Here is a 25,468-nt window from a genome sequence, read left to right as displayed (position 1 = left end):
GGATAGTGTTAGCCATTCGTTTCGCTCTTACTGTCCTGTTGTTCCTGATGACAATCAGCGTGGAATAGGCATCATCTTGAATGTATGTCGCTCATCTAGCAAGCTACGTAGATTCAACTACAATCGCTTAAATGACTTCACCACGTATTGCCCAGAAGATCGCTGAAGAATTAAGCCACGATTTAACCAATTCCGCTCAGTCGCCGGTGAAAGCCAGCCAGGTTGAGGCGGCGCTGAAGTTGCTGGCAGAGGGCAATACTGTCCCATTCATCGCCCGTTACCGCAAGGAGGTCACGGGTGGTCTGGATGACGCGCAGCTGCGCGCGATTGAGGAGCGCTCCAACTACCTCAAGGAGCTGGAGGAGCGAAAGCTCACGGTGATTGAGGCAATCCAGGAGCAGGGCAAGCTTACCGACGACCTCAAGGCCATGATCCTTGGCACCGAAACCAAGGCCCGCCTAGAGGACCTGTACTTGCCGTTCAAAAAGCGCCGCAAGACTAAAGCAGATATCGCCCGCGAGGCGGGCCTCGAGCCACTGCTCGATACGTTGCTTGCCGACGCCACCAAGGATCCAGAAACCGCAGCCGCAGACTTCCTCACCGAGGGCTTCGAGGACGCCAAGAAGGCGCTGGATGGCGCCCGCGCCATCCTCATTGACCAGTTCAGTCTTGACGCAAACCTGAAACAGGATACTCGCGACCAGATGTTCAAAGAGGGCACCATGCAGGCTACCGTGGTGGAAGGCAAGGAGCAGGAGGGCGCGAAGTACAAGGACTATTTCGAGTTTGCTGAGCCTTTCCAGAATCTCCCATCACACCGGATTCTGGCACTGCTGCGCGGCGAGGCGGAGGGTGTCCTGCACCTCAACTTGGATGCTGGCGATGAAGAAATCTACAAGGGCATGATCGCCCGCACCATCCAAGACCACGCCGAGGAAAACAACACACGTATTCAGACGGAGTCAGATTGGGTACAGCAAGCAATCCGCTGGGGCTGGCGCACCAAGCTGTACATCTCTGCGAGCCTAGACACCCGCACTCGCCTGAAGGAGTTTGCTGAGGAAGGTGCGCTGCAGGTCTTTGCTAAGAACTTGAAAGACGTCCTGCTTGCCGCGCCTGCTGGCCAGCGCGCCACCTTGGGACTAGACCCGGGCTACCGCAACGGTGTCAAGTGTGCGGTAGTAGATGAAACGGGCAAGGTCCTCGACACCCTCATCGTCTACCCACACCAGCCACAGAACCAGTGGTCTCAGGCCAAGGAGAAGCTGGCTACAGCGGTTGCAACCTACGGCGTTGATCTGCTGGCTATCGGCAATGGTACTGCGTCTCGTGAGACGGAGAAGCTTGCAAACGAAGTTGCAGACCTGATTAAGCAGGCTGGCGGCAAGCGCCCAACGCCAGTGGTGGTTTCTGAGTCCGGCGCGTCGGTATATTCCGCGTCTGCGTACGCCAGCCAAGAATTCCCAGACATGGATGTGTCCCTGCGAGGCGCAGTTTCCATTGCACGCCGTCTGCAGGATCCACTTGCTGAGCTGGTCAAGATTGATCCGAAAGCGATTGGTGTGGGGCAGTACCAGCACGATGTGAATCAAACTAACCTCGCAAAGACGCTGGACGCCGTGGTGGAGGACGCAGTAAACGCAGTGGGCGTGGATCTCAACACCGCGTCCGTGCCACTACTGAATCGTGTGGCGGGCATTAATGACACTCTCGCGCACAACATCGTGGCCTACCGCGATGAGAACGGTAGCTTCGCTTCCCGTAAGGATCTGAGCAAGGTACCTCGCCTTGGCCCTAAGGCATTTGAGCAGTGCGCCGGCTTCCTGCGTATCAATGGTGGTGTGGATCCGCTGGATGGCTCGGCCGTACACCCTGAGGCGTATTCGGTGGTAAAGAAGATCGCAGCAAAGACAGGGCTGAGCACCAAGGACCTGATCGGTAATACGCCCGTGATAGCCAAGCTCAACCCAGCGGATTTCGCCGATGAGAAATTTGGCGTCCCAACCGTTACGGACATCCTTGCAGAGCTGGATAAGCCTGGCCGTGATCCGCGACCAGAGTTCAAGACCGCCACCTTCAAGGAGGGTGTGGAGAAGATCTCTGACTTGAAGGAAGGCATGATCTTGGAAGGCACCGTCACCAACGTCGCCGCATTTGGCGCTTTTGTTGACGTGGGAGTCCACCAAGACGGCCTCGTGCACGTTTCTGCGCTGAGCGACAAGTTTGTCACCGACCCCCACGAGGTTGTCCGTTCCGGTCAGGTGGTCAAGGTGAAGGTCATGGAAGTAGACGTCCACCGTCAGCGCATCGGTCTATCCATGCGTTTGACGGACGAACCTGGTCATCCGAACAAGCCACAGCGCCGCGACAATCAAAGGCAGCGCAACAACCGCGGCAATCGCAGCAACCAGCGTGCTAACGCCAGCGGAGGCTCACTCGCCGATGCACTTAAGAAAGCCGGCTTCGGTCGTTAGGAACTCGATAGAGAATAAAGGTTAGCTCCACGCCACCCACTTTCAATTAGGTGGCGTGGAGCCATATAAAGCTGTGCTTTATGGATCCTAGTTCAGAACGGTAGACACCGGTTCCAGCGAGAGCAGGCAGGACTCGGAATCGAACTGGCCTAGTTTTGCTGTGAATGTTCCGCCGTGGCCAATGGTGATTTCAGAGGCGTCGCCTGAGGTGATGATCATGTCGGCAGCGGAAGGAACGACATACTGGAAGCTTGGCCCCATCGGAGTGGCAGCTGGATCGAAAACGCCAGGGTTTACCAAGATGCGCTGGCCACCGTTATCGGATGGGGCGACGTTAGCCACGTAACCATCAAACTGAATGGTTTTACCAGCATTGGCGGCGGCGTAATCGATGAGTGTCTGAGAACAATTGTCATTTGTGTTTACTAAGGCTGCGAACTCTGGGTCAGTGTCTATGGTGATCACGTCAGCAGGGATTGCAGGCTCAGCCGCATCGGATGATGGGGCAGCGGAAGCGGTTGCCTCTGTCGAAGGAGCTGCAGAAGAAACGGATGTAGCAGGGGCAGTGTTGGAGGTGTCGACAGTGGTTGCCTCCGTTACTACCGAAGAAGTAAGAGTGCTGGCTTCCTCGGCGGTCTCTGATCCGCAAGCCGCTACGGTAAGTGCGGTGGTGGTAGCGAGTGTGAAGTACAACAGAGTGCGTTTGATCATGCTGGCAATCTTAAGCCCAAAGCACCTAGATACCAATACCCTCGCATTCCCTAAGATCCTATTTTGCTCTGCATCACCCTGCTAACTGGCAGCTACGGATCGTGAGACGGAAGGAACAAACAACTTAGAGGGAAAAACAACTTCGCAACTAAGTGCGGGAGGTTTACAATCACCTCCATGACCGAAAGCATCCAGACAGCAGCAACCGATACACACGCAGAATCAGCTCAGCATGCGCCGCTTGTAACCACCACCATTGCGCAGTACCGCGAGGAATTGGCAAAGAGGTTGGCGCAAAACCCGATGGCGCCAGTGGTGCTCGTGCCAACCATGGGCGCGCTGCATGCAGGCCATATCAGCTTGGTGGAGAAGGCTCAGGACGTTGCCGAGGATGCCATTGTTGTTGTCAGCATCTTTGTAAATCCGCTGCAGTTTGCAGAAGGTGAAGACCTCGATGCCTACCCGCGCACTCTGGATAAAGACGTAGAAAAGCTCAGCGACACCACCGCACAGCTAGTCTTCGCGCCAAGCCCACGCGAGATGTATCCTGCGGGTCCACGGACAATGATCCATCCAGGCGAGACAGGTACGATCCTAGAAGGTGAGTCCCGTCCAACCCACTTCGCTGGTGTGCTCACCGTGGTAAACAAACTATTCCAAATCTCCACCTGCACCCATGCGGTGTTTGGTGAGAAGGACTACCAGCAACTGCTGTTAATCAAGCAGATGGTGCGCGATCTCAACATGGACATTGACATCATCGGTGCGCCGATCGTACGAGAGGAGTCCGGTCTAGCGAAGTCTTCCCGCAACCAATACCTCTCCGCAGAGCAGGCCGCACTAGCCACCACACTTAGCCGCGCCCTCAACGAGGCAGCCAAGCACACCACCCAGGCCGATGTGTTGGCCACCGCGGAAATGGTCTTAGCAGAACATCCCGAGATCAAGGTGGACTATCTTGCATTAAAGTCCTCCGAGCTTTCCGACCCCGCCCCAGGCGCCAACCGCCTGCTGGTCGCAGCGCGCGTAGGCACAACACGGCTCATCGACAACGTGGCAGTAACTCTCAACTAACAGATCAGCCACTTACAACGTAGGAGCACCCTATGAATAGACACGGAACCAGTTTCGGACTGGGGTAGTGAGCGGGGCTCATGTGTGAAGGATAGGCAGCTTCCAACGTGGTTAGGTGGTTGTTAGGGCGCTGACCGTGGTGAATAGGAAGCGCCTCAGGTTTTGGAACGCGAGTTGCCTGCGAGCTGGCGCATGATTTCAAACAGAAAACCGCACCATCACAGTTTTACCTGAGAGAGGATGCGGTGTACGAAGCGAGAATTAGGGGACAGGGATCGGTGCTGTAAATACCTAGAACCTTGTAACTGAGCTACCCAGCAAACGTGTGCTCGTCCCCAGGAAACTCCCGTTCCACAACAGCCCTCTTGTACTCAGCTGCCGCAGTACGTAGTTCGGAGCCGGCATCGCCAAATGCTCGGACGAACTTTGGCACGCGCGCGCCGGGGAACATTTGCAGCATGTCATGCCACACAAGTACCTGCGCATCGCACTGGTTTCCCGCACCAATGCCGATGGTGGGGACTGGGCAGGATTTGGTAATAGCAGCAGCGAGGTCCGCTGGCACCATTTCAAATACGACCATGTCAGCGCCAGCTTCGACTACGGCGTCGACGTCGGCGCGCAACGCATCAGCCCCCTCGCCACGGCCCTGTACCTTGAAGCCACCGAGGCTATTGACAGATTGAGGGGTGAAACCAACGTGCGCGCATACAGCTAAACCGGCGTTTTTAAGCGCACGGATACGTGATGCCATGCGCACACCACCCTCAAGCTTGACTACATGAGCTCCGGTGCGCTGGATCAGCTCGCACGCAGTGCGGACTGCCTGCTCATCAGAGGCTTCGTAAGTGCCAAACGGCATATCAATCACCACCAGTGCGTTACCGGCACCGCGAACAACTGCTGCGCCGAGCATGCTGATTTCATCGATGCTGATGGACGTAGTGGACTCATATCCAAGCATCACGTTCGCAGCGGAGTCGCCAACTAGTAGGCATTCAACACCAGTGGAGGAAAACGCCTGTGCAGTAGGGAAGTCGTAAGCGGTCAGCATGGTCCAAGGACGATCACCTTTAAGCGCTTGCAGGTCAGCAACACGGATCTGCTTAGAAGGAACAAGATAACCAACAGTTGATTCAGAAGAAGCCATGGGAAACTAAACCTTTTGAAACTAACAACAGAAAACACGGGAATATGCTCAGTCCCGAACTTTAAGACAATTTGATCAATGTGGAGATATCTTAGGGCACTATCGTGACAAAGTGTGAGGTTTTGCTAAGAGATTAAAAATTAAGTCTGAGCAATTCTGCACGTCACAGTGCGGTGGGGAATCGATCGATGAAACTACAACTTTAGTTTGATACACGGTTAGAATCGCAGTATGGCGAGACGCGGTAAAAAATCTTCACTCGTGCGCGACGGTTGGGTCACGGATCAGCACGGTTCGTGGCCAATGGGGTTTGTCCCCCTTGCAGTAGGTCTTGTAGTCGCGTCACAGGGCAACCGCCTTGAACCCGCGCACGCGCTACTCGTTGTCGCGTGGACTGCTGGATTCTTTTTCTTCGCAGTAGTGGAGAAGTATTTGAAGTTCCGCCTCAAAAAGCGTTATCGACCAGCTACCGTCACGTATGCAGTGCTGGTGACAGTATTCAGTGTGATTCTTGCGATTGTGAAACCTCATCTTTTGTGGTGGGCTATCCCATTCGTCCCGTTGGTCCTCGTAAGTTTTGAACGGGCTTGGGCTAAGAGGGAACGCGAGCTTATCTCCCGTGTGGTAGCCATTTTGACGGCGGTGCTTATCCTTGCGGTGGCAGACAACCTTGGCACCGTTCACCCCTTCTTCGAATCGGGAGCGGTAAGTAATAAAGCATGGCTATTTACCGCATTGATAGGCGCCTATTTCATTGGCACCGTCCCGTTGGTGAAGACTCTCATCCGTGAGCGTGGTAAGCAGAACTGGATCATCGCCAGCGTTAGTTACCACGCCATAGTCACTGTGTTTATGGCATGGCTCGCTGCTCAAAGTTTCACAACTTGGCCTCACGTTATAGTCTGGGTGCTCGCGACAGCGCGTGCTTGGTTTATGCCTGCTTATGCGAACAAGACTGGTAAACCGTGGAAGCCTGCCCAAGTGGGCGGACTAGAGGTTGTGTTCACGCTGCTGATAGTTGTCACACTGCCGTGGTGAACGGTGAGATATTCAGGGGGCAGAGATCGGCGGTTAAAATGCCTGTTTGGTTTGTCAAAACCGGTTGATCATGAAATAATGTTCTGGTTGTCTGTCTACAAAGGAAACTCCACAGTGGGAATCGCAGTAGATGGTCGCGTTCATGTGTAGTGGATACGAACCAGCAGAGCGCCCTTTGAAAAGGGGAAATGCCGCTAGGGTCCTCTTTCCTAGAAAATAGAAGGATTGTTTTAATGAACATTCTCGATAAGGTTAACGCAGCTTCCCTGCGTGACGACATCCCAGATTTCCGTGCCGGCGATACCCTTGACGTTCACGTAAAGGTTATTGAAGGTAACAAGACCCGTACCCAGCTGTTCAAGGGCGTTGTTATCCGTCGCCAGGGTGCAGGTATTTCTGAGACCTTCACCGTCCGTAAGGTTTCTTTCGGTATCGGTGTTGAGCGTACCTTCCCAGTTCACACTCCAAACATTGAGAAGATCGAGGTCGTTACCCGCGGTGACGTTCGTCGTGCGAAGCTGTACTACCTGCGCGACCTGCGCGGTAAGGCTGCGAAGATCAAGGAAAAGCGCTAATACCGCTTCTCTCAGATTAAGTAGCTGCCTGTAAAAGGTTCTCAAGGTCCTACGGAATGTACTCCGTAGGACTTTTTTAATGCCAAAATTTTCTCGCCGACACCTTCGCGACGGCATCCGGCTCAGGTTGCTCGGTGGGGGAGCCACCCTAGCGGGTGGGGCTGGTGGATTGACCTTTAACACACATACGGGGATGCGGACATTTTTTAGGAACATTTAGAGTAGTAAATTGCGTCGGCGTTGATTGATGCTTAATCCGCCGTATTCAAGTTTGATTCTTCGTTCGTTATAGAAGTCAACATAGTCATGAATTGCGTGCTCTAACTCGTCGCGATGGCGCCATTTACGCCCGTAAAACATCTCATTCTTCATTCGACCGAACAATCCCTCGCACGCCGAATTGTCCGGTGAACATCCTTTCTTCGACATCGAACGAACAAAGCCGATGTCCCGGGAGGCTTGGATCCAACTGTTACCTCGGTAATGGCAACCCCGATCGGAATGAATCACTAATTTTGTTGGGTCTGCAGGGCCATCACTTTCAATCGCCTGAGCTAGGCAATCGTCAACAAGTTTCTGATTGGGATGGTGGCTCGTCGTTGCTCCTACAATCTTTCCGTCGAAACAATCCACCAACGCTGAAAAGTATATTTTTCCGTCATCAGCAGGGAATTCTGAAATATCTGTCAACCACAGTAACCCAGGCTTATCAGCATGAAAATTCCGTTTAACCAAGTTCGGCGGTGCATCTGAAATCTCACCGCGATATGACGAATAACCACGCTTTTTCTTAACGTAGCGCACCGTTAACCCTTCGGCAGAAATGATTCGACGTACAACTTTCTCACTGACCTTAATGCCTAAGTTTTTCAGCTGAATCCATACGCGACGATATCCGTAACTGAATCCGGAATCTTCTACGATTTCGGTAATTTTTTCGGTCAGCTCCGCATATTTTGAAGGGGTCTTGAGCACTTTGAGCTGGTAGTAGAAGCTAGATGAGGATAGTCCGACGATATCGAGCAGCAGTGAAATTGGGAACGTAGACCGTAACGCATCGACCACAATGGCTTTAAACCTGTTACTGAGGTTGGTCGGGTCGATGCTGTCGTCTTTTTTTATTTCTTCCAGCTCTTTCTCTAACACAGCCTTTTCTACCGATAGGCGCGCTGCCAGCTTCTTAAGTTCCGTCGCATCGTCTGGAAGTGACTTTTCAAAGGCTTTGTGAGTTACGATACCTGCTGACTGTTTGCGTTCAGTTGCACTCATCAACCCCCACTTTCCTTCTTCGCGGAATCGTTGAGCCCAAGCATAGACGCTCATTTTCGAGTTCAGCGACAACTCGGCTGCAACGGCATCAGGAGACATGCCGGAGACAAAGAGCTCGACAGCTTTAAGCTTTGTCGCAAATGGGTAGCGTTTCAAACTTGTACGCCGAATAGGGGCTGCTGGGGGTTCAGAACGTTCCCTAATCCAGCGATGGAGCGTCCAACGGCCTGGGTAGCCCAACTCCCGGACAGTCTTTGTAACAGATTGAGTTCTGTCGAATACTTCTAATGCCTTAAGTCGTTGGGCATCCGTGTATCGAATATTAGTCATGCGGAAAATCCTCCAGGATTTCGTCCGCATCCCCTACAGGTTTATAGGTCATAAATTGTGTACAGAGGTCCTTGTTTTTATGGTTTGACCTTTTGTTTTGTGCTGTTTTGAATTTCGGTTGGGATTTCTGATCGGTATTTTTCTACCCCCGTTCCAGTTTCTGGGACGGGGTTTGGTTCGCTAATGGGATGTCAAGACATTCAAAACGACCCCGCTGCGGCATGTGTGACGGTGTGATGGTCAAAAACGGATACGTCCCAGGTGCCAGGCGTCAACGATGGCGTTGCAAGGGAGATGACATAGTCACGGAGATATCCCTGCTATACGGAAGTCAAAGATAAAACAAACAGGACCTAGACCACGGGGGTGGTTATCTAGATCCTGTACACAATTTATGACCTATAAACCCACATACACACCTTTGAGACCCAATAAGAATGAGGCGTGAATATGGACTTTTTCGTAGGTCCGAGGGAACTCTCCGTTAGTGAGCTGCAACGTCGAGGAAAAATCCACTGTAACTGGTACGATTTTCTCTCGTGAATGAATCAACGAATCGTAACGGCGCTATTCCACCAACCGACTCTCAAGTTTTGCGTGCAAACGCAGAGGGTGCAGAAAAGAAATCCGCACCGTGGTACGTGGAAATCCCCGTTGTCATCGTTATCACGTTGATTCTGATGATGCTCCTGCATACCTTTATCGGTCGTATTTACATGATCCCAAGCCAGTCCATGGAACCAACGCTTCATGGATGTGAGGGTTGCACAGGAGACCGCATCTTCGTTCAAAAGGTCAGCTACTACTTCGAGGATCCACAGCCAGGTGACGTCGTAGTGTTTAAGGGAACTGACTCCTGGAATGCCGGATTCGTATCTCAGCGATCTGACAACGCCATGATCCGAGGCCTTCAGAACGTTGGTTCGATGGTGGGTATCGTCGCTCCCGACGAGAACAACCTTGTCAAGCGCATTGTTGCTAAGGGAGGGCAGACGATCCAGTGCCTTGAGGGTGATCCGGGAATCATGGTTGACGGTAAGCAAATCGATTCCTCCTTTACTTTGAATCCACCGGCATACCCTGTTGATCCAAATACGGGATCAGATGCTTGTGGTGGCTTTTACTTCGGGCCAGTTACTGTCCCAGAAGATAGCTATTTCATGATGGGCGACAACCGCACCAACTCAGCGGACTCCCGTTACCACATCTCCGATGAATTCCAGGGCGCTATTCCTCGAGAGAACATTCAAGGCAAGGTCCTCGCAATCTTTTTCCCGATTAATCGCTTTGGTGGGGTAGAACACAAGGATCTAGGCGTTTAGAAACCAGTTGTGACAAACTATTTGTAAGTGCTTTCGAGTCGCACTTTTGCGGGTCGTTCCTATTCCACACGGGAACGGCCCGTTCGCAGGTTCGAAGGTATAAATGCACCAGTGATTGCGTAAGGCATGTAATGGGCGGAATAAGGAAGCTAAAGCAGCTTCGTACTTATGAAGTGTATTTGGAAAAACGTGGGCTTGGCCCTGTTGCCGGAGTTGATGAAGCAGGCCGAGGGGCATGTGCTGGCCCTATAACCATTGCTGCGTGCATACTGCCGCCTAACCCGATCAATGAGCTGAATGCTCTCACAGATTCCAAGAAGTTGACTCCTGCTCGCCGAGCAGAGCTGTTTCCAATTATTAAAGACAAAGCTCTCGCTTGGAGCATCCTTCACATTAGCGCACAGGAAATTGATCACCTGGGGATTCAGCACGCGAACATTTCTGGGATGAGAAGAGTAGTAGCCCAGTTAGACGTTGAGCCAGCGTACGTACTCACGGATGCAATGCGCGTGGATGGTATTCCTGCTTCAATGCTTCCCGTAATCGGTGGTGACGGAATGTCGCGTTGTATCGCAGCTGCTAGTGTTTTGGCAAAAGAGTCACGAGACCAATTGATGACGAAACTAGGGGCGACTTTTCCAGGTTATGGTCTAGAGTCTCACAAAGGATACGGAACCAAGGTTCACATGGATGCGGTGCGCCAACATGGTGGAACGCCTGAGCATCGCTATAGTTATGCCAACGTGTTTAAAGCCCACGAAGAGTGGCTGACGAATAAAAACGACTGAACAAAGAACATTCTCTAGGAGAGTTGCGGTATGAGTGCTGAAGAACTCGAAAACTACGAGGCCGAGGTAGAGCTTTCTCTCTACCGAGAATACCGCGACATTATCAGCCAATTCTCATATGTGGTGGAGACCGAACGCCGCTTCTACCTCGCTAACGCTGTAGAACTCATTCCGCATACGGAAAATGGGGAGGTTTACTACGAAGTTCGTATGTCGGATGCCTGGGTATGGGACATGTACCGATCGGCACGGTTTGTTCGCTACGTGCGTGTGATTACGTACAAGGATGTAAATATTGAGGAATTGGACAAACCTGACTTTGTGGTTCCAGACTAAAAAGCAGCGCAGACACACCCGCTGACCCGATTTGTCGATGTAGCCATTCGGCGGGGTATAATCATCGGGTCGAATGCGATTGAAGCTTATTTTGCATCGGCATTTTTTAGGGGCTATAGCTCAGTCGGTTAGAGCCGTGGACTCATAATCCATTGGTCCCGGGTTCGAGCCCCGGTGGCCCCACATATAAGAGCGGAGCTTGGCGGGTGATTACCGCAAGCTCCGCTCCTTCCTTCTGTGGTGAAAATTGCCTACATCTGAACCAGCCCAACGGTGGCCAGTCATCCCGTGCTCGAGATGGTCGCAGATGAGGCCGGCCGGTTGATCAGGCCTTCTGCTGGCTGTGGTGCCTTGAGAGAGATGCGCTGCAGAAAGGCCATCTTTGGTTATTCCTACTCACCGTTGTAATAAAGCCGGATTGGTTCCGATATACCAACTCGAGAGTTAAAAGATTACTGTTTGATCGCGAGCTCTGGGTATCGGACCAGCAGACATTTTATTCCGTTGTATGCGTAGCAGATGGGTTTTCACAGAATCTCCGCTGCGAGTGGTCACTCAGCTGATGGATATTCGGATAGCGTACTTGTCATTCGTCATCGGCGTTGCCCCACGGAATTGGACGCGGGGCGAGTTTGGCTGCCACCAGTACTGGCGACACTAGCACGTAAGGGCCATAGTCCATGGTTGCTTGGTACACATGTGTAACCGGAGATGCGATCGGAAACTGGTTCCTGGATTCGGCCGTAGGAGTCGGACATTGTAGATTGCTGGCATCCACTCATGCGTTCACCGATTGCACTGGAGATCATCAATGACCTTGCCCAGGGTTGTAGAAGGGTGTTCCGAGATTTCGAGCTGATTCAACTAGTCATTGTCTAGTTGTGAAAAGAAGTTCGGAAACCTAGCGAGTTATCCACAGATTTCGCGTATTCAGTCGCATGAGGTCCTCGGCTTATTCTGCCAGCCGTACTATCAAGGAAATAATGTTGTGATGCCGATGCTGCTCAACTGAAGCATTCCAGCATGTTTGCTTTTTAGATTCGGGGCGGAGTTAGGAACTTAACTCCCATGACACACCAACAGCCGCTAGCAGAGAAGGGGAAAGAGAGTAGGAAACAAGCGCAACGCCGATTGCCGATGAGTAGACAAGAACTTGGGCAACGCGGAGAAGAAATAGCAGTTGAGTATTTGTGCGCGCGCGGATACAAGATTATCGACAGAAACGCACGATTCACCGTCGGCGAAGCGGACATTATCGCTTCTCTGGGCAGCTTACTCGTATTTGTGGAAGTAAAAACTCGGAAGAACTCTGGATTTGGGTTGGCTGAGGCGGTATTGCCTCGGAAGATGGCGCGAATGCGCAGGGCTGCAGGGGCCTGGTTGGCTTCGGACTCTGGATCTTCTTGGGAATCCGTGCGCTTTGACGTAATTACAGTGTTAATCGAATCGGGCGGTTCGCCGGAAATTACTCACTATGAGGCGGTGGATCGTGGGGCTTGCTAGGACGATGACGGCAACGATTGTGGGCGTAGAAGCCCAAATCGTTACAGTGGAAGCCAATGTTGGAGCAGGGCTACCTGGAACCTACATCGGTGGTTTAGCCGATTCGGCAATCAAAGAATCAGTTGACCGCATGAAGACGGCCACGCAGAATTCGTCACTGGCATGGCCTAAGACCAAGGTTATCGTGAATCTCACACCGGCGAGTGTGCGAAAAACTGGCACCCAGATGGATTTAGCAATGTGCATGGCCATCATTGCAGCCGGAAACAAAGAGACATTTGGATTACTCAGCAGGACGCTACTGTTGGGCGAAGTTGGCCTCGACGGCTCAATCAGGGGAACCTCAGGAGTCTTGCCGTCATTGCTTGCTGCCCGCTCTCAGGGCATTCGCTTTGCCGTGGTACCCGCAGACAACGCTGCAGAGGTTGAGATCGTTGAAGGAATTGAAGTCTACGTCGCAAGCAGCATTGAAGACACTTATTTATGGCTAAGTGGGCAGCCGAAGTTGCTGCGAGTGAGCGAGCATCTGGATATGTGGGGCAAATCGGCTGATTCGTTATCCGGATTATCTGACGATTCGCATGTACTGGATATGAGCGATGTTGTTGGACAGGAAGATGCAAAGTTTGCCGCCGAGGTAGCTGCCGCGGGTGGTCATAACTTCATGATGATCGGGCCACCGGGTTCGGGTAAGAGTTTGATCGCCGAGCGACTGCCTTCGATCCTCCCAGAGTTAACCAAAGAGGAACAGTTGTCAGTGATGGCCATCCACTCGGTGCTGGGTAAGGCCGGATCAAGTTTTATTTGTGATCCGCCGTTTGTGGCACCGCACCATTCGGTGACCAAAGCAGCACTGCTGGGTGGGGGAACTGTCCCAGTGCCTGGCGCAGTAAGTAAGGCGCACCACGGAGTTTTATTTCTCGACGAGGTCAGTGAAATAAATGCACAAATACTGGATAGTTTGCGCATGCCATTGGAACAACGATGCGTCCGGATTGTGCGGTCACATCGATCAGTAGTGTTTCCCGCTGAATTCCAGCTCGTGTTGGCTGCTAACCCGTGCAGATGCGGTGCGGAGGAAGTCATGGACTGCCGCTGTACCCCTGTCGTTCGCCAGCGGTATTTATCCAATCTATCTGGTCCTCTACGAGATCGTATCGATATCTTCGTCCGGACCAAGTCGAAGGGGCCATTGTTGAACGCTGATGGCGGGGAGTCTTCACAGGTAATTGCGGCGCGTGTAGCTGAGGCGCGGGCGCGGGCACTTGCGCGGTGGTCTGCCGCCGGTTTTGGTGAAGTCACTAATGCGGCGATGAATTCCCACATCTTGCGACGCGAGTTCGCTCCCGATGATGAAGGCATGGCGTACTTGGGGGCGTTGCTTAGCGCCGGTGATCTGAGCCAGCGAGGTGTCGATCGGGCAATCAAGCTTTCCTGGACTTTGGCTGACCTCGACGGAGCAACGCGACCTTCGCTTGAGCATGTGGCCCGCGCATACGAGCTGCGTGAGGATCCTATGGTAGGCAATCTTGTGTCGTCGGAAGAGATGAGTTCACTCTCCTTGGTAGAGAACGCTTCGGAGGATGTGGCATGAAGATTGATGATCGGCTTCGTGCGTGGGCGTATTTATCGCGAGTCTTCGAGGGGCCTTCTCGGGCGTTGCAGGGGTTGCTGGATTCGGAATCAGGTGATGTTGAAAAGATTGCATATGGGATTCGTCATCAGTCGGAGTGGCTCGGGCCGGTAATTGGCGAGACATCATCGCGGTACACGTGGGACTGTGTGGATGATGACCTATCGGTCATTGACTCACTGGGTGGTCGGTTGATCACCCCTGATAGTTCAGAGTGGCCCTCGGAATTGTTTGCTTCGGCCTTCGGCTTTGCAGCTTCTGGCAACTCGCCTCATATTCGCAGTTACCAATCAGATGCGGTGGCCCCGCATGCGTTGTGGGTCATTGGTGAGAACTTGTCCTCCGTGGTTGCACAATCGGTTGCAGTAGTAGGTACGCGAGCAGTATCCAGCTACGGTACTGCTGTCACCCGAGACATCGTGGGTGGTTTGGTATCGCATCAATGGAGCATCGTCTCAGGCGGTGCGCTCGGTGTAGATACGGTGGCGCATGCTGAGACGCTTCGATCGGGTGGCCGCACAGTTGTGGTAGCCGCGTGCGGTCTGGATAGGAATTACCCATCGCGCAATAAAACGCTTTTCAGGCATATTGCGACATCCGGAGGTGTGCTGGTGTCCGAATACCCGCAAGGAATTCCACCGCACAGGCACAGGTTTCTTACCCGCAACCGCTTAGTGGCAGCGCTGTCTTCCGGCGTCGTGGTCATCGAAGCAGGTTGGCGCTCCGGTGCCCTTAACACATTGTCTTGGGCCTCGGGCCTCGGCAGAGTGGCGATGGCGGTGCCTGGGCCTGTTAATAACCAAGGCTCCGTGGGTTGCCATGAGCGTATTCGTAACAACGAAGCAGAGATGGTTTGTAATGCTGACGAAGTGCGTTCTCTAGTGTCAGCATTAGGTAGCGTGGATCCCTCGTTGGACCTCGAAATTCGGTTTTCCAGTGGGCCTCTGTCAGCGCTTACACGCAATGAGATGCGCGTATATGACGGGGTAGGAAAGACCCCGACGTCCACAACGGACATAGCGATTTCAGCGGGGTTGCCAATGCCACTGTGCATGCACATTCTTATTCACCTGGAGAAAGCCGGCCTGGTAGTTCGGACAGGTTCAAACTGGGAGATTGTAGAACTCAAGTAGCTAGTTGGGATGCATTCGTAATTTCAGGGATAGTCGTTATCAGCAAGGTCTGTGTTGGCGTTGAACGTCCGTGGATTATGTTTGGTTAGCTTCATTGATCGACTTTATGGGTTGCGTCCGCTAGCGTGGTGTATCTGTAGCCCGCGGTAGGCCTTGTGCCGGTGCACAATGAGGCGACCATCGCGGGTACCTTTCGAATCAACTCTTACCTATCCTCGAAAGGAAGTACCCTGCGATGGCCGCTGACCCCAATCATATCGATCCGACCGCGTATGTCGAAGAGCTACTGACTCAAGCATCCCCAGACCTGATGCGCCAAATGCTCACTGACTTCATCAACCAGATTCTCTCCGCCCAGGCAGACACCGTCTGCGGGGCAGATTATGCAACAGTGTCGCCGGATCGTACAAACACCCGCAATGGTTACCGTCACCGACAGCTAGATACCCGCGTCGGCAGTGTATTGATGTGGCAATCCCGAAGCTACGCACCGGCTCATTTTTCCCCGACTGGCTGCTAGAGCGCCGCAGCCGCACCGAACGCGCCCTGACCACAGTTATCGCCACCTGCTACCTCAAGGGGGTCTCCACCCGCAGGATGAACGACCTAGTCGCCACACTCGGTATCAACAACCTATCGAAATCACAGGTCAGCGAGATGGCCAAAGAGCTTGACACGATGGTCGAACAATTCCGTACCAGACCATTGGACCAGGGCCCGTATTACTACCTCTCCTGTGACGCGTTGACGATGAAAGTGCGGGAAGGCGGCCGAGTCGTCAAAGCCAGCGTGCTACTGGCCACAGGTGTCAACGCTGACGGCTACCGCGAACTGCTTGGCATGCAGGTTGCTACAGCGGAATCTACCGCGTCGTGGACGGGTTTCTTCCGCGACCTCATCGCCCGTGGCCTCACCGGGGTATTCCTGGTCACCAGCGATGCCCATCTTGGTATTCAAGCAGCCGTGGGTGATTGCCTGCCGCAGGCTAGTTGGCAGCGGTGCCGCACCCACTTCGCGAAGAACCTATCAGCCCAGGTACCGAAGACCCAGTGGCCGACCCTATCAGCAATGTTTCACACGATCTTCCAGCAACCCGATGCCACCAACGTGTGTGGGTCCAGGCCAGGGATGTGGTGGAGTTCTGCCAGCACAAGTTCCCGAACGTGGCAGACTACCTCGAGGAGTGTCTCGACGAGCTGTTGGCGTTTACCGCTGCGCCGAAAGCGGTGTGGAGCAAAATCTGGTCAAATAACCCCACTGAACGGCTCAATAGAGAGATCCGCCGGCGTAGCGATGTCGTAGGAATCTTCCCAAACCGAGACGCTGTAGTGCGCCTTGTTGGGGCGGTTTTGGCCGAACAGCACGATGACTGGATCCAACAGAAACGTTATATGTCACTGGCCAGCCTGACACAGACCAAAGAGATCATCGCCGCTGGGGTCATCGACGAGGACCGCGACAACAACCAGGAAAACGCCGCGTGAATACCCTCACCCCCCATCCCCGAGACGGCCCCTAAACCACCGCCATGAAACTAACCCCAGATTCGAAATACAGATACACCACTACCCAGGACTTGACCACTTTATGTAGTCGACCGGTAGGTGTGACTAAACTTGCTTAGTGATATGACTAGCCAGATGAACGCTGCTATTGAGGAGTTCGCCCACTACCTGGAAAAGGTGGTCGGGCGTTCTCCTGCTACAGTGCGCGGATACCAGTCTGATCTGCGTCTTTTCGCTGAAGGAGCGCCTGAGCTATCAGATTTTACAGTGGACAATCTGAGGGCCTGGTTGGCGCAAGCTGTCGAGGATGGAAAATCGCGTGCAACCCTGGCGCGCAGAACAGCAGCGGCGCGTCAGTTTTCATCGTGGTTGGCAAGGCACGGATACATCACCTCGGATCCGGCAGCAAAGCTCGTAACACCAAAAGCTGCAAAGCACTTGCCTAAGGTGTTGTCAGCTTCGCAGGCTTCTGATCTTATGCATGCATCTGGTGCTACCAATGAGCCCGAATACTTGCGTGACTGCGCGATTCTAGAATTGCTGTACGCCACCGGAATCCGTGTCAGTGAGTTATGCGCACTGAAAGAATCATCTATTGATTTCCCGCACCGAACCTTGAGAGTTGTAGGTAAGGGCAACAAAGAGCGGGTGGTGCCTTTTGGAAAGAAGGCGCAGGAGGCATTGTCTGCTTGGTTAGATTCTGGCAGGGGATTTCTAGCTACCCCATCGTCAGGTTCCTGGGTTTTTCTTGGTGCGCGTGGTGGCCGAATTGACCCGCGCCAGGTACGTCGAATTGTAGAACGAGCTGGTCACGAAGTCCGTGTTGACGGTTTAGGGCCACACGCGCTGCGTCACTCGGCGGCGACTCACATTCTGGATGGTGGGGGAGACCTCCGAGTAGTGCAGGAACTTTTAGGGCACTCGTCTCTTCAAACAACGCAGATCTACACCCACGTCAGTGCGCAGCGTCTGGCGGATGCTTTCAAAAATGCTCACCCACGGGCTTAAGCCTAATCACTGGATATTCCAATAAGCTCAGAGGGTTTTCGTATTCATCCTTACCTGTAAGCAACCCCCAATGTAACCCTGGGTGACCATCTGTGCTCGGGGCTAAGTAACCGATTGGCTGTCCTTCGGTGACATCGTCGCCTTTACGAACAAAGGCATGAACGGGTTGGTATGTCGTTCTCTTTCCTGGTTCGTGATCAATGCTGACTACAGGTGTTCCAGCAACTTTTCCTGCAAAAGCAACCGTGCCATCGCCTGCGGAATAGATGATCTCACCCACCTGTGCCTTCAAATCAACACCTCTGTGACCGCTCAGCCAGTTTTCAACAGGTTTGTCAAAGGGGCGCAAAATCGCGCCGGGGTAATCCGTAGCTGTGGTTGGGCTCACGAAGGCAAGTGCCGAGGTAGGTGAAGCGAAGGATAGTAAGTAACCGAAAAGGCAGAGAGATAATGGCAATCTTGGTTTAAGCAGTCTTCTTCCGCTTTGGGGCATTGATCGAGCAGCACGAAGGTTGTTAGTTACGCTCAGGTGTCTGCGAATACTCATGACATAAACGTAAGAGAAGTTACGAAGTCGGGACAGAGCGCGGAGCACAAATCCGCAGTTCTGTGGATAACTCAATGCGCTGTTTTAACAAAACTCACAAGAGTTGGGCTAGTTCCATAACAAGTCGCGTTTATTTGAGGACTAACGCCCTTCGAGATCTTTTAAAAGCTGGTGACGCTTTCATGACTATTTGTCCGTTATTTTCCTCACATGGGGACGGTTCACCGAGGGGTAAAAACGTGAATGGCGGTTGGTCCTTCGAAAGTGGTACTTGTCCAGCGGGAAATGATTTTTATTTTTGGTGGAATCCGGTTAGGATAGTCGATTGCAGTGTGTTGAATGCCTTGGACGTAGGCAACGGATACCTAATTAGCGGACATAAATCGCCAAGATGGTGGACTTCTTAATCCGCTAATGAGAGATTTATTGTCTGCTCGTTTCAGTTTTAAATTGGCTGAGATGCAGACGCACTGACTTCGCGCGGTTATCCAATGACTGACTTCACAAATTGTTTTGGTGGTTCGTCTGGTCCGCCTAGTCCGACTTGGTCCTCGAATTATTTCTTGGTGTTGGACAAGGTGATGATCGCCAGGGTGTAGAGAGAACCTACACATAACCAACGTATAGATATTGGAAAAACCTAAAGAGAAAGGGAGACCCATGGCAGTTGTAACCATGCGTGAGCTTCTCGATTCTGGTGTTCACTTCGGTCACCAGACCCGCCGTTGGAACCCAAAGATGCGTCGTTTCATCTTGACCGACCGTAACGGCATCTACATCATCGACCTCGAGCAGACCCTGACCTACATCGATCAGGCTTTCGAGTTTGTTAAGGAAACCGTTGCACACGGTGGAACCGTACTCTACGTCGGCACCAAGAAGCAGGCTCAGGAAGCTGTTGCTAAGGAAGCTGAGCGCGTAGGTATGCCATACGTCAACCACCGTTGGCTGGGCGGTATGCTGACCAACTTCCAGACCGTTTCCAAGCGTCTGCACCGTATGAAGGAACTGCAGGCAATGGACGCGGCTGAGAATGGCTACGAGGGCCGCACCAAGAAGGAAATCCTTATGCTGACCCGTGAGCGCACCAAGCTCGAGCGCGTTCTCGGCGGCATCGCGGACATGTCCAAGGTTCCTTCTGTTCTGTGGGTAGTAGACACCAACAAGGAGCACATCGCTGTTAACGAGGCTCACAAGCTCAACATCCCAGTTGTAGCTATCCTCGATACCAACTGTGATCCAGACCTGGTTGACTACGCGGTTCCTGGTAATGACGATTCCATCCGCTCCATCGAGGTCCTGACCCGCGTAATCTCCACCGCAGTTATCGAGGGCAAGAAGGCTCGCGAAGAGCGTCAGCTCGCAGCTGCGAAGGAAGCAGCAGGCGATGCAAACAAGGGCGCAGAGGCTGAGAAGTCTGAGGCTCCAGCTGAGGAAGCACCAGCAGCTGAAGAGAAGGCTGCAGAGTAAAATTCCTTTTCTCTTCTGCGGTTAATTGAATATCGCAAAGGAATAAGAGTTACTCCTTCACAAGCCCCTGTGCTAGCAAATTCGTACTGTATACATTTCCCATAGTGATGATGTTTGTGCGTTTCCTGCACAGGGGCTTTGTAAATCTTCGGAAGCCTAGTAGGGCTTTAAACCCATCGCTTCTAACGCTCTCGTGCTTTCCGCGCGGTTTTAGTCTTGATCTCGCGTGTAGTGCTTTGGTTCTGCACAGGATTTCAAAAACCGTTAGGCTGGACGAGGCAAAAATTCACTAAAGAATTTCCCCAATAATTCAAGGAGGGTCGCCCCCAAATGGCGAACTACACCGCTGCAGATGTTAAGAAGCTGCGTGAGATCACCGGTTCCGGCATGCTCGATTGTAAGAAGGCACTGGCTGAGACCGATGGTGACTTCGACAAGGCAGTCGAGCTCCTGCGCATCAAGGGCGCAAAGGATGTCGGCAAGCGCGCAGAGCGCAACGCAACCGAGGGCCTGATTGCTGTTTCTGGCAACACCATGGTTGAGGTCAACGCCGAGACTGACTTCGTTGCTAAGAACGCAGAGTTCAAGGAACTCGCACAGAAGATTGCTGATGCAGCCGCTGCTGCTAAGGCTAACACCCCAGAGGAACTGGCTGCTGCTGACGTTGACGGTCGCCCAGCTTCTGAGGTTCTTCAGGAACTGTCCGCAAAGATCGGTGAGAAGCTCGAGCTGCGTCGCGCTGTGACCGTGGAAGGCGAGAATGTTTCCGTCTACCTGCACCACCGTTCCGCAGACCTGCCACCAGCTGTGGGTGTCATGGTTGCATACACCGGCGAGGGTGAAGCTGCTGAATCTGCTGCTCACGCTGCTGCAATGCAGGTTGCTGCTCTCAAGGCTAGCTACCTAACCCGCGAGGACGTTCCTGCAGAGGTTGTTGAGAAGGAGCGCTCCATCGCTGAGCAGATCACCCGTGAAGAGGGCAAGCCAGAGAAGGCTATCCCTAAGATCGTTGAGGGTCGTCTGAACGGCTTCTACAAGGACGTAGTTCTTCTTGAGCAGCCTTCCGTTGCGGATAACAAGAAGTCCGTTAAGCAGGTTATGGATGAGGCAGGCGTTACCCTGACCGCATTCGAGCGCTTTGAGGTTGGCCAGCACTAATTAAACATCCTTCCGATTACGTGGTGACTTACTATTCGGCCACCTCGCAATTCGGTGCTGGAATTGAACGCGGTTTTGCTAAGTGTAGGAATTACTTAGCAAAGCCGCGCTTTTTTCATCTTTGGGTATTTTAGCTGTGTTCGGGCACGGGGGAGTGCGTACCACTAAACGTCTAAAACAAGGTAAACTAAGCGTTTGAATTATGAGCTTGTAAAACCGAGACATAATGAATAAACCACACGTAGCAAACCTTAGAAAGGTTTTTAACACCATGGCAGAAGCTGTCTCCGATACTGCAGATAAACGAACCGGATACAAGCGTGTAATGCTTAAGCTTGGCGGCGAGATGTTCGGTGGAGGTTCTGTTGGTATCGATCCAGATGTAGTATCCAATGTTGCAAAGCAGATTGCACAGGTTTCCGAGTCTGGCGCAGAGGTAGCTGTGGTAATCGGTGGCGGCAATTTCTTCCGCGGTGCTGAACTGCAACAGCGTGGCCTAGACCGAAACCGTTCTGACTACATGGGCATGCTGGGCACAGTAATGAACTGCCTTGCGCTTCAAGATTTCCTGGAGCAGCTTGGCGTTGACTGCCGTGTGCAGACTTCCATCAACATGGCGCAGGTTGCTGAACCTTACCTTCCCCTTCGTGCAAAGCGTCACTTGGAGAAGGGGCGTGTAGTGATCTTCGGCTGTGGCATGGGCATGCCTTACTTCTCCACTGACACTACAGCGGCACAGCGCGCCCTCGAATGCGATTGTGAAGTGCTATTGATGGCTAAGGCAGTTGATGGTGTCTACTCTGATGATCCTCGCACCAACCCTGATGCAAAGCTCTACTCGGAGATTTCCCCTCGCGAGGTTATTGAACAGGGCTTGAAGGTTGCTGACGCTACGGCATTCTCGCTGTGCATGGATAATGATATGCCAATCCTAGTTTTCAACCTCTTAGAAGAGGGCAACATTGCTCGTGCCGTATCCGGTGAGCAGATTGGCACCTTGGTCCAGTCCTAGCGGACTCCCGAAGGATCACGCTGCCAATCGGTCTTAACAATCTTCCGCGTGAGCGGATTACAATAAATTTATTTTTAGAGGAATGAGATCTCAATGATCGATGAAGTACTGTTCGAAGCTGAAGAGCACATGGCTACGTCTGTAGAGCGTACCCGAAATGAGCTGGTAACTATCCGTACCGGCCGCGCGAACGCTGCGATGTTCAACAATGTAATTGCTGATTACTACGGCGTTCCGACACCGATTACGCAAATGGCTACCATCTCTGTTCCTGAGGCTCGCATGCTGCTGATTAAGCCTTACGAGCAGGGCATGATGGGTGAGATCGAGAACGCTATTCGTAACTCCGACCTAGGTGTTAATCCCACCAATGACGGCCAGGTTCTGCGCGTTACTGTTCCACAGCTGACTGAGGAGCGTCGTAAGGAATTGGTCAAGGTTGCTAAGAGCAAGGGCGAGGACGGCAAGATCGCAATCCGCAACGTTCGTCGTAAAGGCATGGATGCCCTGAAGAAGATCCAGAAGGACGGCGATGCCGGCGAGGATGAAGTTCAGGCAGCAGAAAAAGAGCTCGATAAGGTTACCCAGAAGTACGTCGGTGAAGTTGATGATCTGGTGGCCAAGAAGGAATCTGAGCTAATGGAAGTCTAGATCTTCCTATAAAGATCTAGAGAGCTTCCGCTAATGGGAGCTTCTCAGAGGAAGGGGAAAACGGAAAGCTTCCTTCCTTTGATGGGCGCTGAATCACGGAATTAAAGTGGTTTGCGCCCATAATCTCTGTAACAAGGTGTAAACCAATACCACCAAGGCAAGGAGCGTTCACACGCAATGGATTCGAAACCGCCTCGGTTAGATCACATCATCAAACCGAAGAACTCGGCTGGACGTGATCTCAAAACTGCTGTACCTGTGGGCATTGGTCTCGCAGCATTGGTGCTGATCTGCATCTTCCTTGGTGCGTTGACTTGGTATGCGCTTGTTGCAGTGGCTGTCTTTCTTGGGACGTGGGAGGTCCATCGAAGGCTTTCTGAACGAGGGTACGTAGTACAGCGCCGAGTCGTGCTGGTTGGCGGACAGTTCATGATCTGGATGAGTCTTCCATTCGGCGCTAAGGGATTGGTAGCTGGCTTCGTAACTTCAGTTCTAGCAGTGATGTTCACTCGTTTGTTCCATCACGGCAGGAATACTCATCCTAAGAACTACCTCCGAGATTCTGCAATGGCTATCTTTGTCTTAGCCTGGATCCCGCTCTTCGGCTCTTTTGCCGCAATGCTTTCCCAAGTCGAGACTGAAGAAGTATCAGCCGCATTCTTTATCATCACCTTTATGGTGTGTGTTGTAGCCTCCGATACGGGCGGTTATGTTGCGGGCGTAATGTTCGGATCTCACCCTATGGCACCAGCTGTTAGCCCCAAAAAATCGTGGGAAGGTTTTGCAGGCTCGATGGTCGCAGGTGTGGTGGTATGCGTGCTAATGGTGCATTTCCTCCTGCGTCAGCCTTTCTACTGGGGCATCCTGCTTGGTATTGGTTTGGTAATCTGCGCGACACTGGGCGATTTGGTGGAGTCGCAGTTTAAGCGTGAGCTTGGCATCAAGGATATGTCGCGAATGATCCCAGGGCATGGGGGATTGATGGATCGATTGGACGGCATGCTTCCTGCAGCTATGGTCACGTGGGTCATCTTGAGCTTCATCACTATGGCCTGAAAATGAGAAAACCGGCTTAGAAGCATCTGTTAGCTTCTAAGCCGGTTATTTGTCGCTTTTACTTACCGCGCTTAATTTGGCGACGCAGCTGCATCATGCGCACACCGCCCACCATAGCCATGATGAGGCCACCGGCAACAGCAGCGAGCAAGAAGCCAACACCTGCAGGGACAGCGAACTCCCAAGCAAAGAAGGAAAGAGTGACGCTCTGTTGGTTCTGCAAAATGAAGACCAAAAGAAGGATCAGGAGAAGCGCACCGATGATCAGTGCAGCCCAAGCGCCACCTGCAAAGGACTTTTTGACTGCTTTCTTCTCGCTTACACGCGCATCGGATGGGGTGGTGTAGCCATCTTGACCTTCCGGACGTGCAGGAGCGTTGTCAACAGTGGAATTGTAATCCGGCGTCGTTGCAGAGACCGCTTCGTTGTTCAGTGGATCTGGGGTGTAATTCTTATCCATAAGATCCATTCAACTTTACCGGCAGCTAAACTGCCAATTTTGTTACCCCATTGTTATTCATGAGACTCGGTTCTCAATAATCGAGTCACGAATGCTTCGATGTGTAATTCTCTGGTCGCACATGGAACAATAGAACTCACTATGGCTGAATCATCTACACCTATTCCTTTGAACTTCGGTGCTGGTCGCCGCAGGATGCCTCCCAAGCATTTTGCGGATCTCACCAAGGAAGAACGCATTGAGGCTTTCGCAGAGCTAGGTCTTCCGAAATTCCGCGCCAACCAAGTGGCTAAACACTACTACGGTCACCTTAATGCTGATCCAATGACCATGACGGATCTTCCTGCGGATAAGCGCGAAGCAGTTAAGGAAAAACTGTTCCCAGCTATGATGACTCCACTTCGTGACGTGGAAGCTGATGACGGGGAAACTCAGAAAACCCTGTGGAAGTTGCATGATGGTACATTGCTTGAGTCCGTCTTAATGCGCTACCCAGATCGTGCGACACTTTGCATATCTTCCCAAGCCGGTTGTGGCATGGCTTGCCCGTTCTGTGCTACCGGCCAGGGCGGTTTGGACCGTAACCTATCTACAGGTGAGATCGTTGACCAAGTTCGCAATGCTGCTGCCACTATGCAAGCTGAAGGCGGTCGTCTGACTAACATTGTGTTCATGGGAATGGGCGAGCCACTGGCGAACTACAAACGAGTAGTTTCAGCCGTTCGCCAGATAACCCAGCCAGTTCCGGACGGATTCGGAATTTCCCAGCGCAACGTTACTGTTTCTACTGTCGGACTTGCACCCGCGATTCGAAAGCTTGCAGATGAGGATATGTCTGTAACTCTTGCAATATCCTTACACACTCCTGATGACGAGCTGCGTGATGAGCTTGTTCCTGTGAACAACCGTTGGTCTGTGTCTGAGGTCTTGGATGCGGCTCGTTACTACGCTGACAAGTCAGGGCGGCGCGTGTCTGTTGAGTATGCGCTTATTCGTGACATTAATGATCATGGGTGGCGAGCTGACATGTTGGGAAAGAAACTTCACAAGGCTTTGGGATCCAAGGTTCACGTCAATCTGATTCCGCTCAACCCAACACCTGGATCAAAGTGGGATGCTTCTCCTAAAGATCGTCAGGATGAGTTCGTTCGCCGTGTTATTGCGCAGGGCGTGCCATGTACGGTTCGTGATACTAAGGGTCAGGAAATAGCCGCAGCATGTGGTCAGCTAGCGGCTGAAGAGAAGTAAATATGAGACCTGCTAAT

The 25,468-nt window shown here is 52.5% G+C and carries 22 protein-coding genes, 1 tRNA gene and 1 pseudogene; 19 read left to right on the top strand and 5 right to left on the bottom strand.

Annotated features, from left to right (window positions below):
• Nucleotides 1–131: 131 nt before the first annotated feature.
• Nucleotides 132–2,474, top strand: a complete 2,343-nt coding sequence (locus ACXM2N_RS07525) for a Tex family protein (protein ID WP_458487415.1) — start codon at nucleotides 132–134, stop codon at nucleotides 2,472–2,474.
• Nucleotides 2,475–2,561: 87 nt separating this feature from the next.
• On the opposite strand, the gene ACXM2N_RS07520 is transcribed toward ACXM2N_RS07525, so the two are convergent.
• Entirely contained in the window at nucleotides 2,562–3,185 is a 624-nt protein-coding gene (locus tag ACXM2N_RS07520; RefSeq protein ID WP_458487413.1) for a DUF4839 domain-containing protein, read from the bottom strand.
• Nucleotides 3,186–3,362: 177 nt separating this feature from the next.
• Here ACXM2N_RS07520 and panC point away from each other — a divergent pair, with 177 nt between their 5' ends.
• On the top strand, nucleotides 3,363–4,259 hold the full coding sequence (gene panC, locus ACXM2N_RS07515) for a pantoate--beta-alanine ligase (RefSeq protein WP_458487411.1): 897 nt from the start codon (nucleotides 3,363–3,365) through the stop codon (nucleotides 4,257–4,259).
• Nucleotides 4,260–4,569: 310 nt separating this feature from the next.
• Here panC and panB read toward each other — a convergent pair whose 3' ends face one another.
• Entirely contained in the window at nucleotides 4,570–5,409 is an 840-nt protein-coding gene (panB, locus tag ACXM2N_RS07510; protein WP_458487409.1) for a 3-methyl-2-oxobutanoate hydroxymethyltransferase, read from the bottom strand.
• A gap of 231 nt (nucleotides 5,410–5,640) precedes the next feature.
• Between panB and ACXM2N_RS07505 the strand changes: the two genes are divergently transcribed.
• Both ACXM2N_RS07505 and rplS read left to right on the top strand, forming a co-directional pair.
• The gene (locus tag ACXM2N_RS07505; protein ID WP_458487407.1) at nucleotides 5,641–6,447 is read left to right on the top strand and encodes a YwiC-like family protein; all 807 of its coding nucleotides are present in this window, start codon (nucleotides 5,641–5,643) and stop codon (nucleotides 6,445–6,447) included.
• Nucleotides 6,448–6,680: 233 nt separating this feature from the next.
• Complete coding sequence (rplS, locus tag ACXM2N_RS07500; RefSeq protein ID WP_458487405.1) at nucleotides 6,681–7,022, top strand: 50S ribosomal protein L19; 342 nt, start codon at nucleotides 6,681–6,683, stop codon at nucleotides 7,020–7,022.
• 216 nt (nucleotides 7,023–7,238) lie between these two features.
• Here the strand turns inward: rplS and ACXM2N_RS07495 are convergent, their stop codons facing one another.
• Nucleotides 7,239–8,621: an IS3 family transposase gene (locus tag ACXM2N_RS07495; protein ID WP_458487403.1), complete on the bottom strand. Its 1,383-nt coding sequence runs from the start codon at nucleotides 8,619–8,621 to the stop codon at nucleotides 7,239–7,241.
• A 569-nt stretch (nucleotides 8,622–9,190) separates the two neighbouring features.
• On the opposite strand from ACXM2N_RS07495, the gene lepB reads away from it, so the two are divergent.
• From lepB to ACXM2N_RS07450, 9 genes and pseudogenes are all read left to right on the top strand, one after another.
• Nucleotides 9,191–9,943, top strand: a complete 753-nt coding sequence (gene lepB, locus ACXM2N_RS07490; protein ID WP_458491076.1) for a signal peptidase I — start codon at nucleotides 9,191–9,193, stop codon at nucleotides 9,941–9,943.
• Nucleotides 9,944–10,074: 131 nt separating this feature from the next.
• Complete coding sequence (locus ACXM2N_RS07485; protein WP_458487401.1) at nucleotides 10,075–10,731, top strand: ribonuclease HII; 657 nt, start codon at nucleotides 10,075–10,077, stop codon at nucleotides 10,729–10,731.
• A 30-nt stretch (nucleotides 10,732–10,761) separates the two neighbouring features.
• On the top strand, nucleotides 10,762–11,067 hold the full coding sequence (locus tag ACXM2N_RS07480; protein ID WP_458487399.1) for a DUF2469 domain-containing protein: 306 nt from the start codon (nucleotides 10,762–10,764) through the stop codon (nucleotides 11,065–11,067).
• 109 nt (nucleotides 11,068–11,176) lie between these two features.
• Nucleotides 11,177–11,250 (top strand) — tRNA-Ile (locus ACXM2N_RS07475).
• Between the two features lie 954 nt (nucleotides 11,251–12,204).
• A complete protein-coding gene (locus tag ACXM2N_RS07470; protein WP_458487398.1) occupies nucleotides 12,205–12,570 on the top strand; it encodes a YraN family protein in 366 nt (121 codons plus the stop codon).
• The gene (locus ACXM2N_RS07465; RefSeq protein WP_458491074.1) at nucleotides 12,557–14,164 is read left to right on the top strand and encodes a YifB family Mg chelatase-like AAA ATPase; all 1,608 of its coding nucleotides are present in this window, start codon (nucleotides 12,557–12,559) and stop codon (nucleotides 14,162–14,164) included. Before ACXM2N_RS07470 ends, ACXM2N_RS07465 begins: the two co-directional genes overlap by 14 nt.
• Complete coding sequence (gene dprA / locus ACXM2N_RS07460; RefSeq protein WP_458487396.1) at nucleotides 14,161–15,336, top strand: DNA-processing protein DprA; 1,176 nt, start codon at nucleotides 14,161–14,163, stop codon at nucleotides 15,334–15,336. Before ACXM2N_RS07465 ends, dprA begins: the two co-directional genes overlap by 4 nt.
• Before the next feature lie 235 nt (nucleotides 15,337–15,571).
• Nucleotides 15,572–16,820, top strand: a pseudogene (locus tag ACXM2N_RS07455) (IS256 family transposase).
• Between the two features lie 144 nt (nucleotides 16,821–16,964).
• Nucleotides 16,965–17,849, top strand: a complete 885-nt coding sequence (locus ACXM2N_RS07450; protein WP_458487394.1) for a tyrosine recombinase XerC — start codon at nucleotides 16,965–16,967, stop codon at nucleotides 17,847–17,849.
• On the opposite strand, the gene ACXM2N_RS07445 is transcribed toward ACXM2N_RS07450, so the two are convergent.
• Nucleotides 17,824–18,342: a M23 family metallopeptidase gene (locus ACXM2N_RS07445; RefSeq protein WP_458491072.1), complete on the bottom strand. Its 519-nt coding sequence runs from the start codon at nucleotides 18,340–18,342 to the stop codon at nucleotides 17,824–17,826. The genes ACXM2N_RS07450 and ACXM2N_RS07445 overlap by 26 nt on opposite strands.
• Before the next feature lie 714 nt (nucleotides 18,343–19,056).
• On the opposite strand from ACXM2N_RS07445, the gene rpsB reads away from it, so the two are divergent.
• From rpsB to ACXM2N_RS07420, 5 genes are all read left to right on the top strand, one after another.
• A complete protein-coding gene (rpsB, locus tag ACXM2N_RS07440) occupies nucleotides 19,057–19,866 on the top strand; it encodes a 30S ribosomal protein S2 (protein WP_458487392.1) in 810 nt (269 codons plus the stop codon).
• Between the two features lie 330 nt (nucleotides 19,867–20,196).
• Entirely contained in the window at nucleotides 20,197–21,024 is an 828-nt protein-coding gene (tsf, locus tag ACXM2N_RS07435; protein ID WP_458487390.1) for a translation elongation factor Ts, read from the top strand.
• Between the two features lie 271 nt (nucleotides 21,025–21,295).
• Nucleotides 21,296–22,036 carry a UMP kinase gene (pyrH, locus tag ACXM2N_RS07430; protein WP_458487388.1) on the top strand — a complete coding sequence of 247 codons (741 nt, stop codon included), beginning with the start codon at nucleotides 21,296–21,298 and terminating at the stop codon, nucleotides 22,034–22,036.
• Nucleotides 22,037–22,129: 93 nt separating this feature from the next.
• Nucleotides 22,130–22,687 (top strand): ribosome recycling factor, encoded by a 558-nt coding sequence (gene frr / locus ACXM2N_RS07425; protein WP_458487386.1) that lies wholly within the window; start codon nucleotides 22,130–22,132, stop codon nucleotides 22,685–22,687.
• 177 nt (nucleotides 22,688–22,864) lie between these two features.
• Entirely contained in the window at nucleotides 22,865–23,743 is an 879-nt protein-coding gene (locus tag ACXM2N_RS07420; protein ID WP_458487384.1) for a phosphatidate cytidylyltransferase, read from the top strand.
• Between the two features lie 58 nt (nucleotides 23,744–23,801).
• Here ACXM2N_RS07420 and ACXM2N_RS07415 read toward each other — a convergent pair whose 3' ends face one another.
• Nucleotides 23,802–24,203 (bottom strand): LapA family protein, encoded by a 402-nt coding sequence (locus ACXM2N_RS07415; protein WP_458487382.1) that lies wholly within the window; start codon nucleotides 24,201–24,203, stop codon nucleotides 23,802–23,804.
• A 141-nt stretch (nucleotides 24,204–24,344) separates the two neighbouring features.
• Between ACXM2N_RS07415 and rlmN the strand changes: the two genes are divergently transcribed.
• Entirely contained in the window at nucleotides 24,345–25,451 is a 1,107-nt protein-coding gene (rlmN, locus tag ACXM2N_RS07410) for a 23S rRNA (adenine(2503)-C(2))-methyltransferase RlmN (protein ID WP_458487380.1), read from the top strand.
• The last annotated feature ends 17 nt before the right edge of the window (nucleotides 25,452–25,468 follow it).

The organism is Corynebacterium sp. ZY180755, from assembly GCF_054331495.1.
The sequence above is the reverse complement of the archived record's forward strand: the minus strand, read 5'-3'. Positions and strand labels throughout refer to the sequence as shown.

What these genes read in the sequence shown, in the direction of transcription:
- ACXM2N_RS07450 (WP_458487394.1), top strand. Translation starts at nt 16,965, where the DNA reads ATGACTAGCCAGATGAACGCTGCTATTGAGGAGTTCGCCCACTACCTG.
- ACXM2N_RS07420 (WP_458487384.1), top strand. Translation starts at nt 22,865, where the DNA reads ATGGATTCGAAACCGCCTCGGTTAGATCACATCATCAAACCGAAGAAC.
- ACXM2N_RS07470 (WP_458487398.1), top strand. Translation starts at nt 12,205, where the DNA reads ATGAGTAGACAAGAACTTGGGCAACGCGGAGAAGAAATAGCAGTTGAG.
- panC (WP_458487411.1), top strand. Translation starts at nt 3,363, where the DNA reads ATGACCGAAAGCATCCAGACAGCAGCAACCGATACACACGCAGAATCA.
- rpsB (WP_458487392.1), top strand. Translation starts at nt 19,057, where the DNA reads ATGGCAGTTGTAACCATGCGTGAGCTTCTCGATTCTGGTGTTCACTTC.
- ACXM2N_RS07505 (WP_458487407.1), top strand. Translation starts at nt 5,641, where the DNA reads ATGGCGAGACGCGGTAAAAAATCTTCACTCGTGCGCGACGGTTGGGTC.
- panB (WP_458487409.1), bottom strand. Translation starts at nt 5,409, where the DNA reads ATGGCTTCTTCTGAATCAACTGTTGGTTATCTTGTTCCTTCTAAGCAG.
- tsf (WP_458487390.1), top strand. Translation starts at nt 20,197, where the DNA reads ATGGCGAACTACACCGCTGCAGATGTTAAGAAGCTGCGTGAGATCACC.
- frr (WP_458487386.1), top strand. Translation starts at nt 22,130, where the DNA reads ATGATCGATGAAGTACTGTTCGAAGCTGAAGAGCACATGGCTACGTCT.
- ACXM2N_RS07525 (WP_458487415.1), top strand. Translation starts at nt 132, where the DNA reads ATGACTTCACCACGTATTGCCCAGAAGATCGCTGAAGAATTAAGCCAC.
- ACXM2N_RS07485 (WP_458487401.1), top strand. Translation starts at nt 10,075, where the DNA reads ATGGGCGGAATAAGGAAGCTAAAGCAGCTTCGTACTTATGAAGTGTAT.
- ACXM2N_RS07415 (WP_458487382.1), bottom strand. Translation starts at nt 24,203, where the DNA reads ATGGATAAGAATTACACCCCAGATCCACTGAACAACGAAGCGGTCTCT.
- dprA (WP_458487396.1), top strand. Translation starts at nt 14,161, where the DNA reads ATGAAGATTGATGATCGGCTTCGTGCGTGGGCGTATTTATCGCGAGTC.
- ACXM2N_RS07495 (WP_458487403.1), bottom strand. Translation starts at nt 8,621, where the DNA reads ATGACTAATATTCGATACACGGATGCCCAACGACTTAAGGCATTAGAA.
- rlmN (WP_458487380.1), top strand. Translation starts at nt 24,345, where the DNA reads ATGGCTGAATCATCTACACCTATTCCTTTGAACTTCGGTGCTGGTCGC.
- rplS (WP_458487405.1), top strand. Translation starts at nt 6,681, where the DNA reads ATGAACATTCTCGATAAGGTTAACGCAGCTTCCCTGCGTGACGACATC.
- ACXM2N_RS07445 (WP_458491072.1), bottom strand. Translation starts at nt 18,342, where the DNA reads ATGCCCCAAAGCGGAAGAAGACTGCTTAAACCAAGATTGCCATTATCT.
- pyrH (WP_458487388.1), top strand. Translation starts at nt 21,296, where the DNA reads ATGGCAGAAGCTGTCTCCGATACTGCAGATAAACGAACCGGATACAAG.
- ACXM2N_RS07520 (WP_458487413.1), bottom strand. Translation starts at nt 3,185, where the DNA reads ATGATCAAACGCACTCTGTTGTACTTCACACTCGCTACCACCACCGCA.
- ACXM2N_RS07480 (WP_458487399.1), top strand. Translation starts at nt 10,762, where the DNA reads ATGAGTGCTGAAGAACTCGAAAACTACGAGGCCGAGGTAGAGCTTTCT.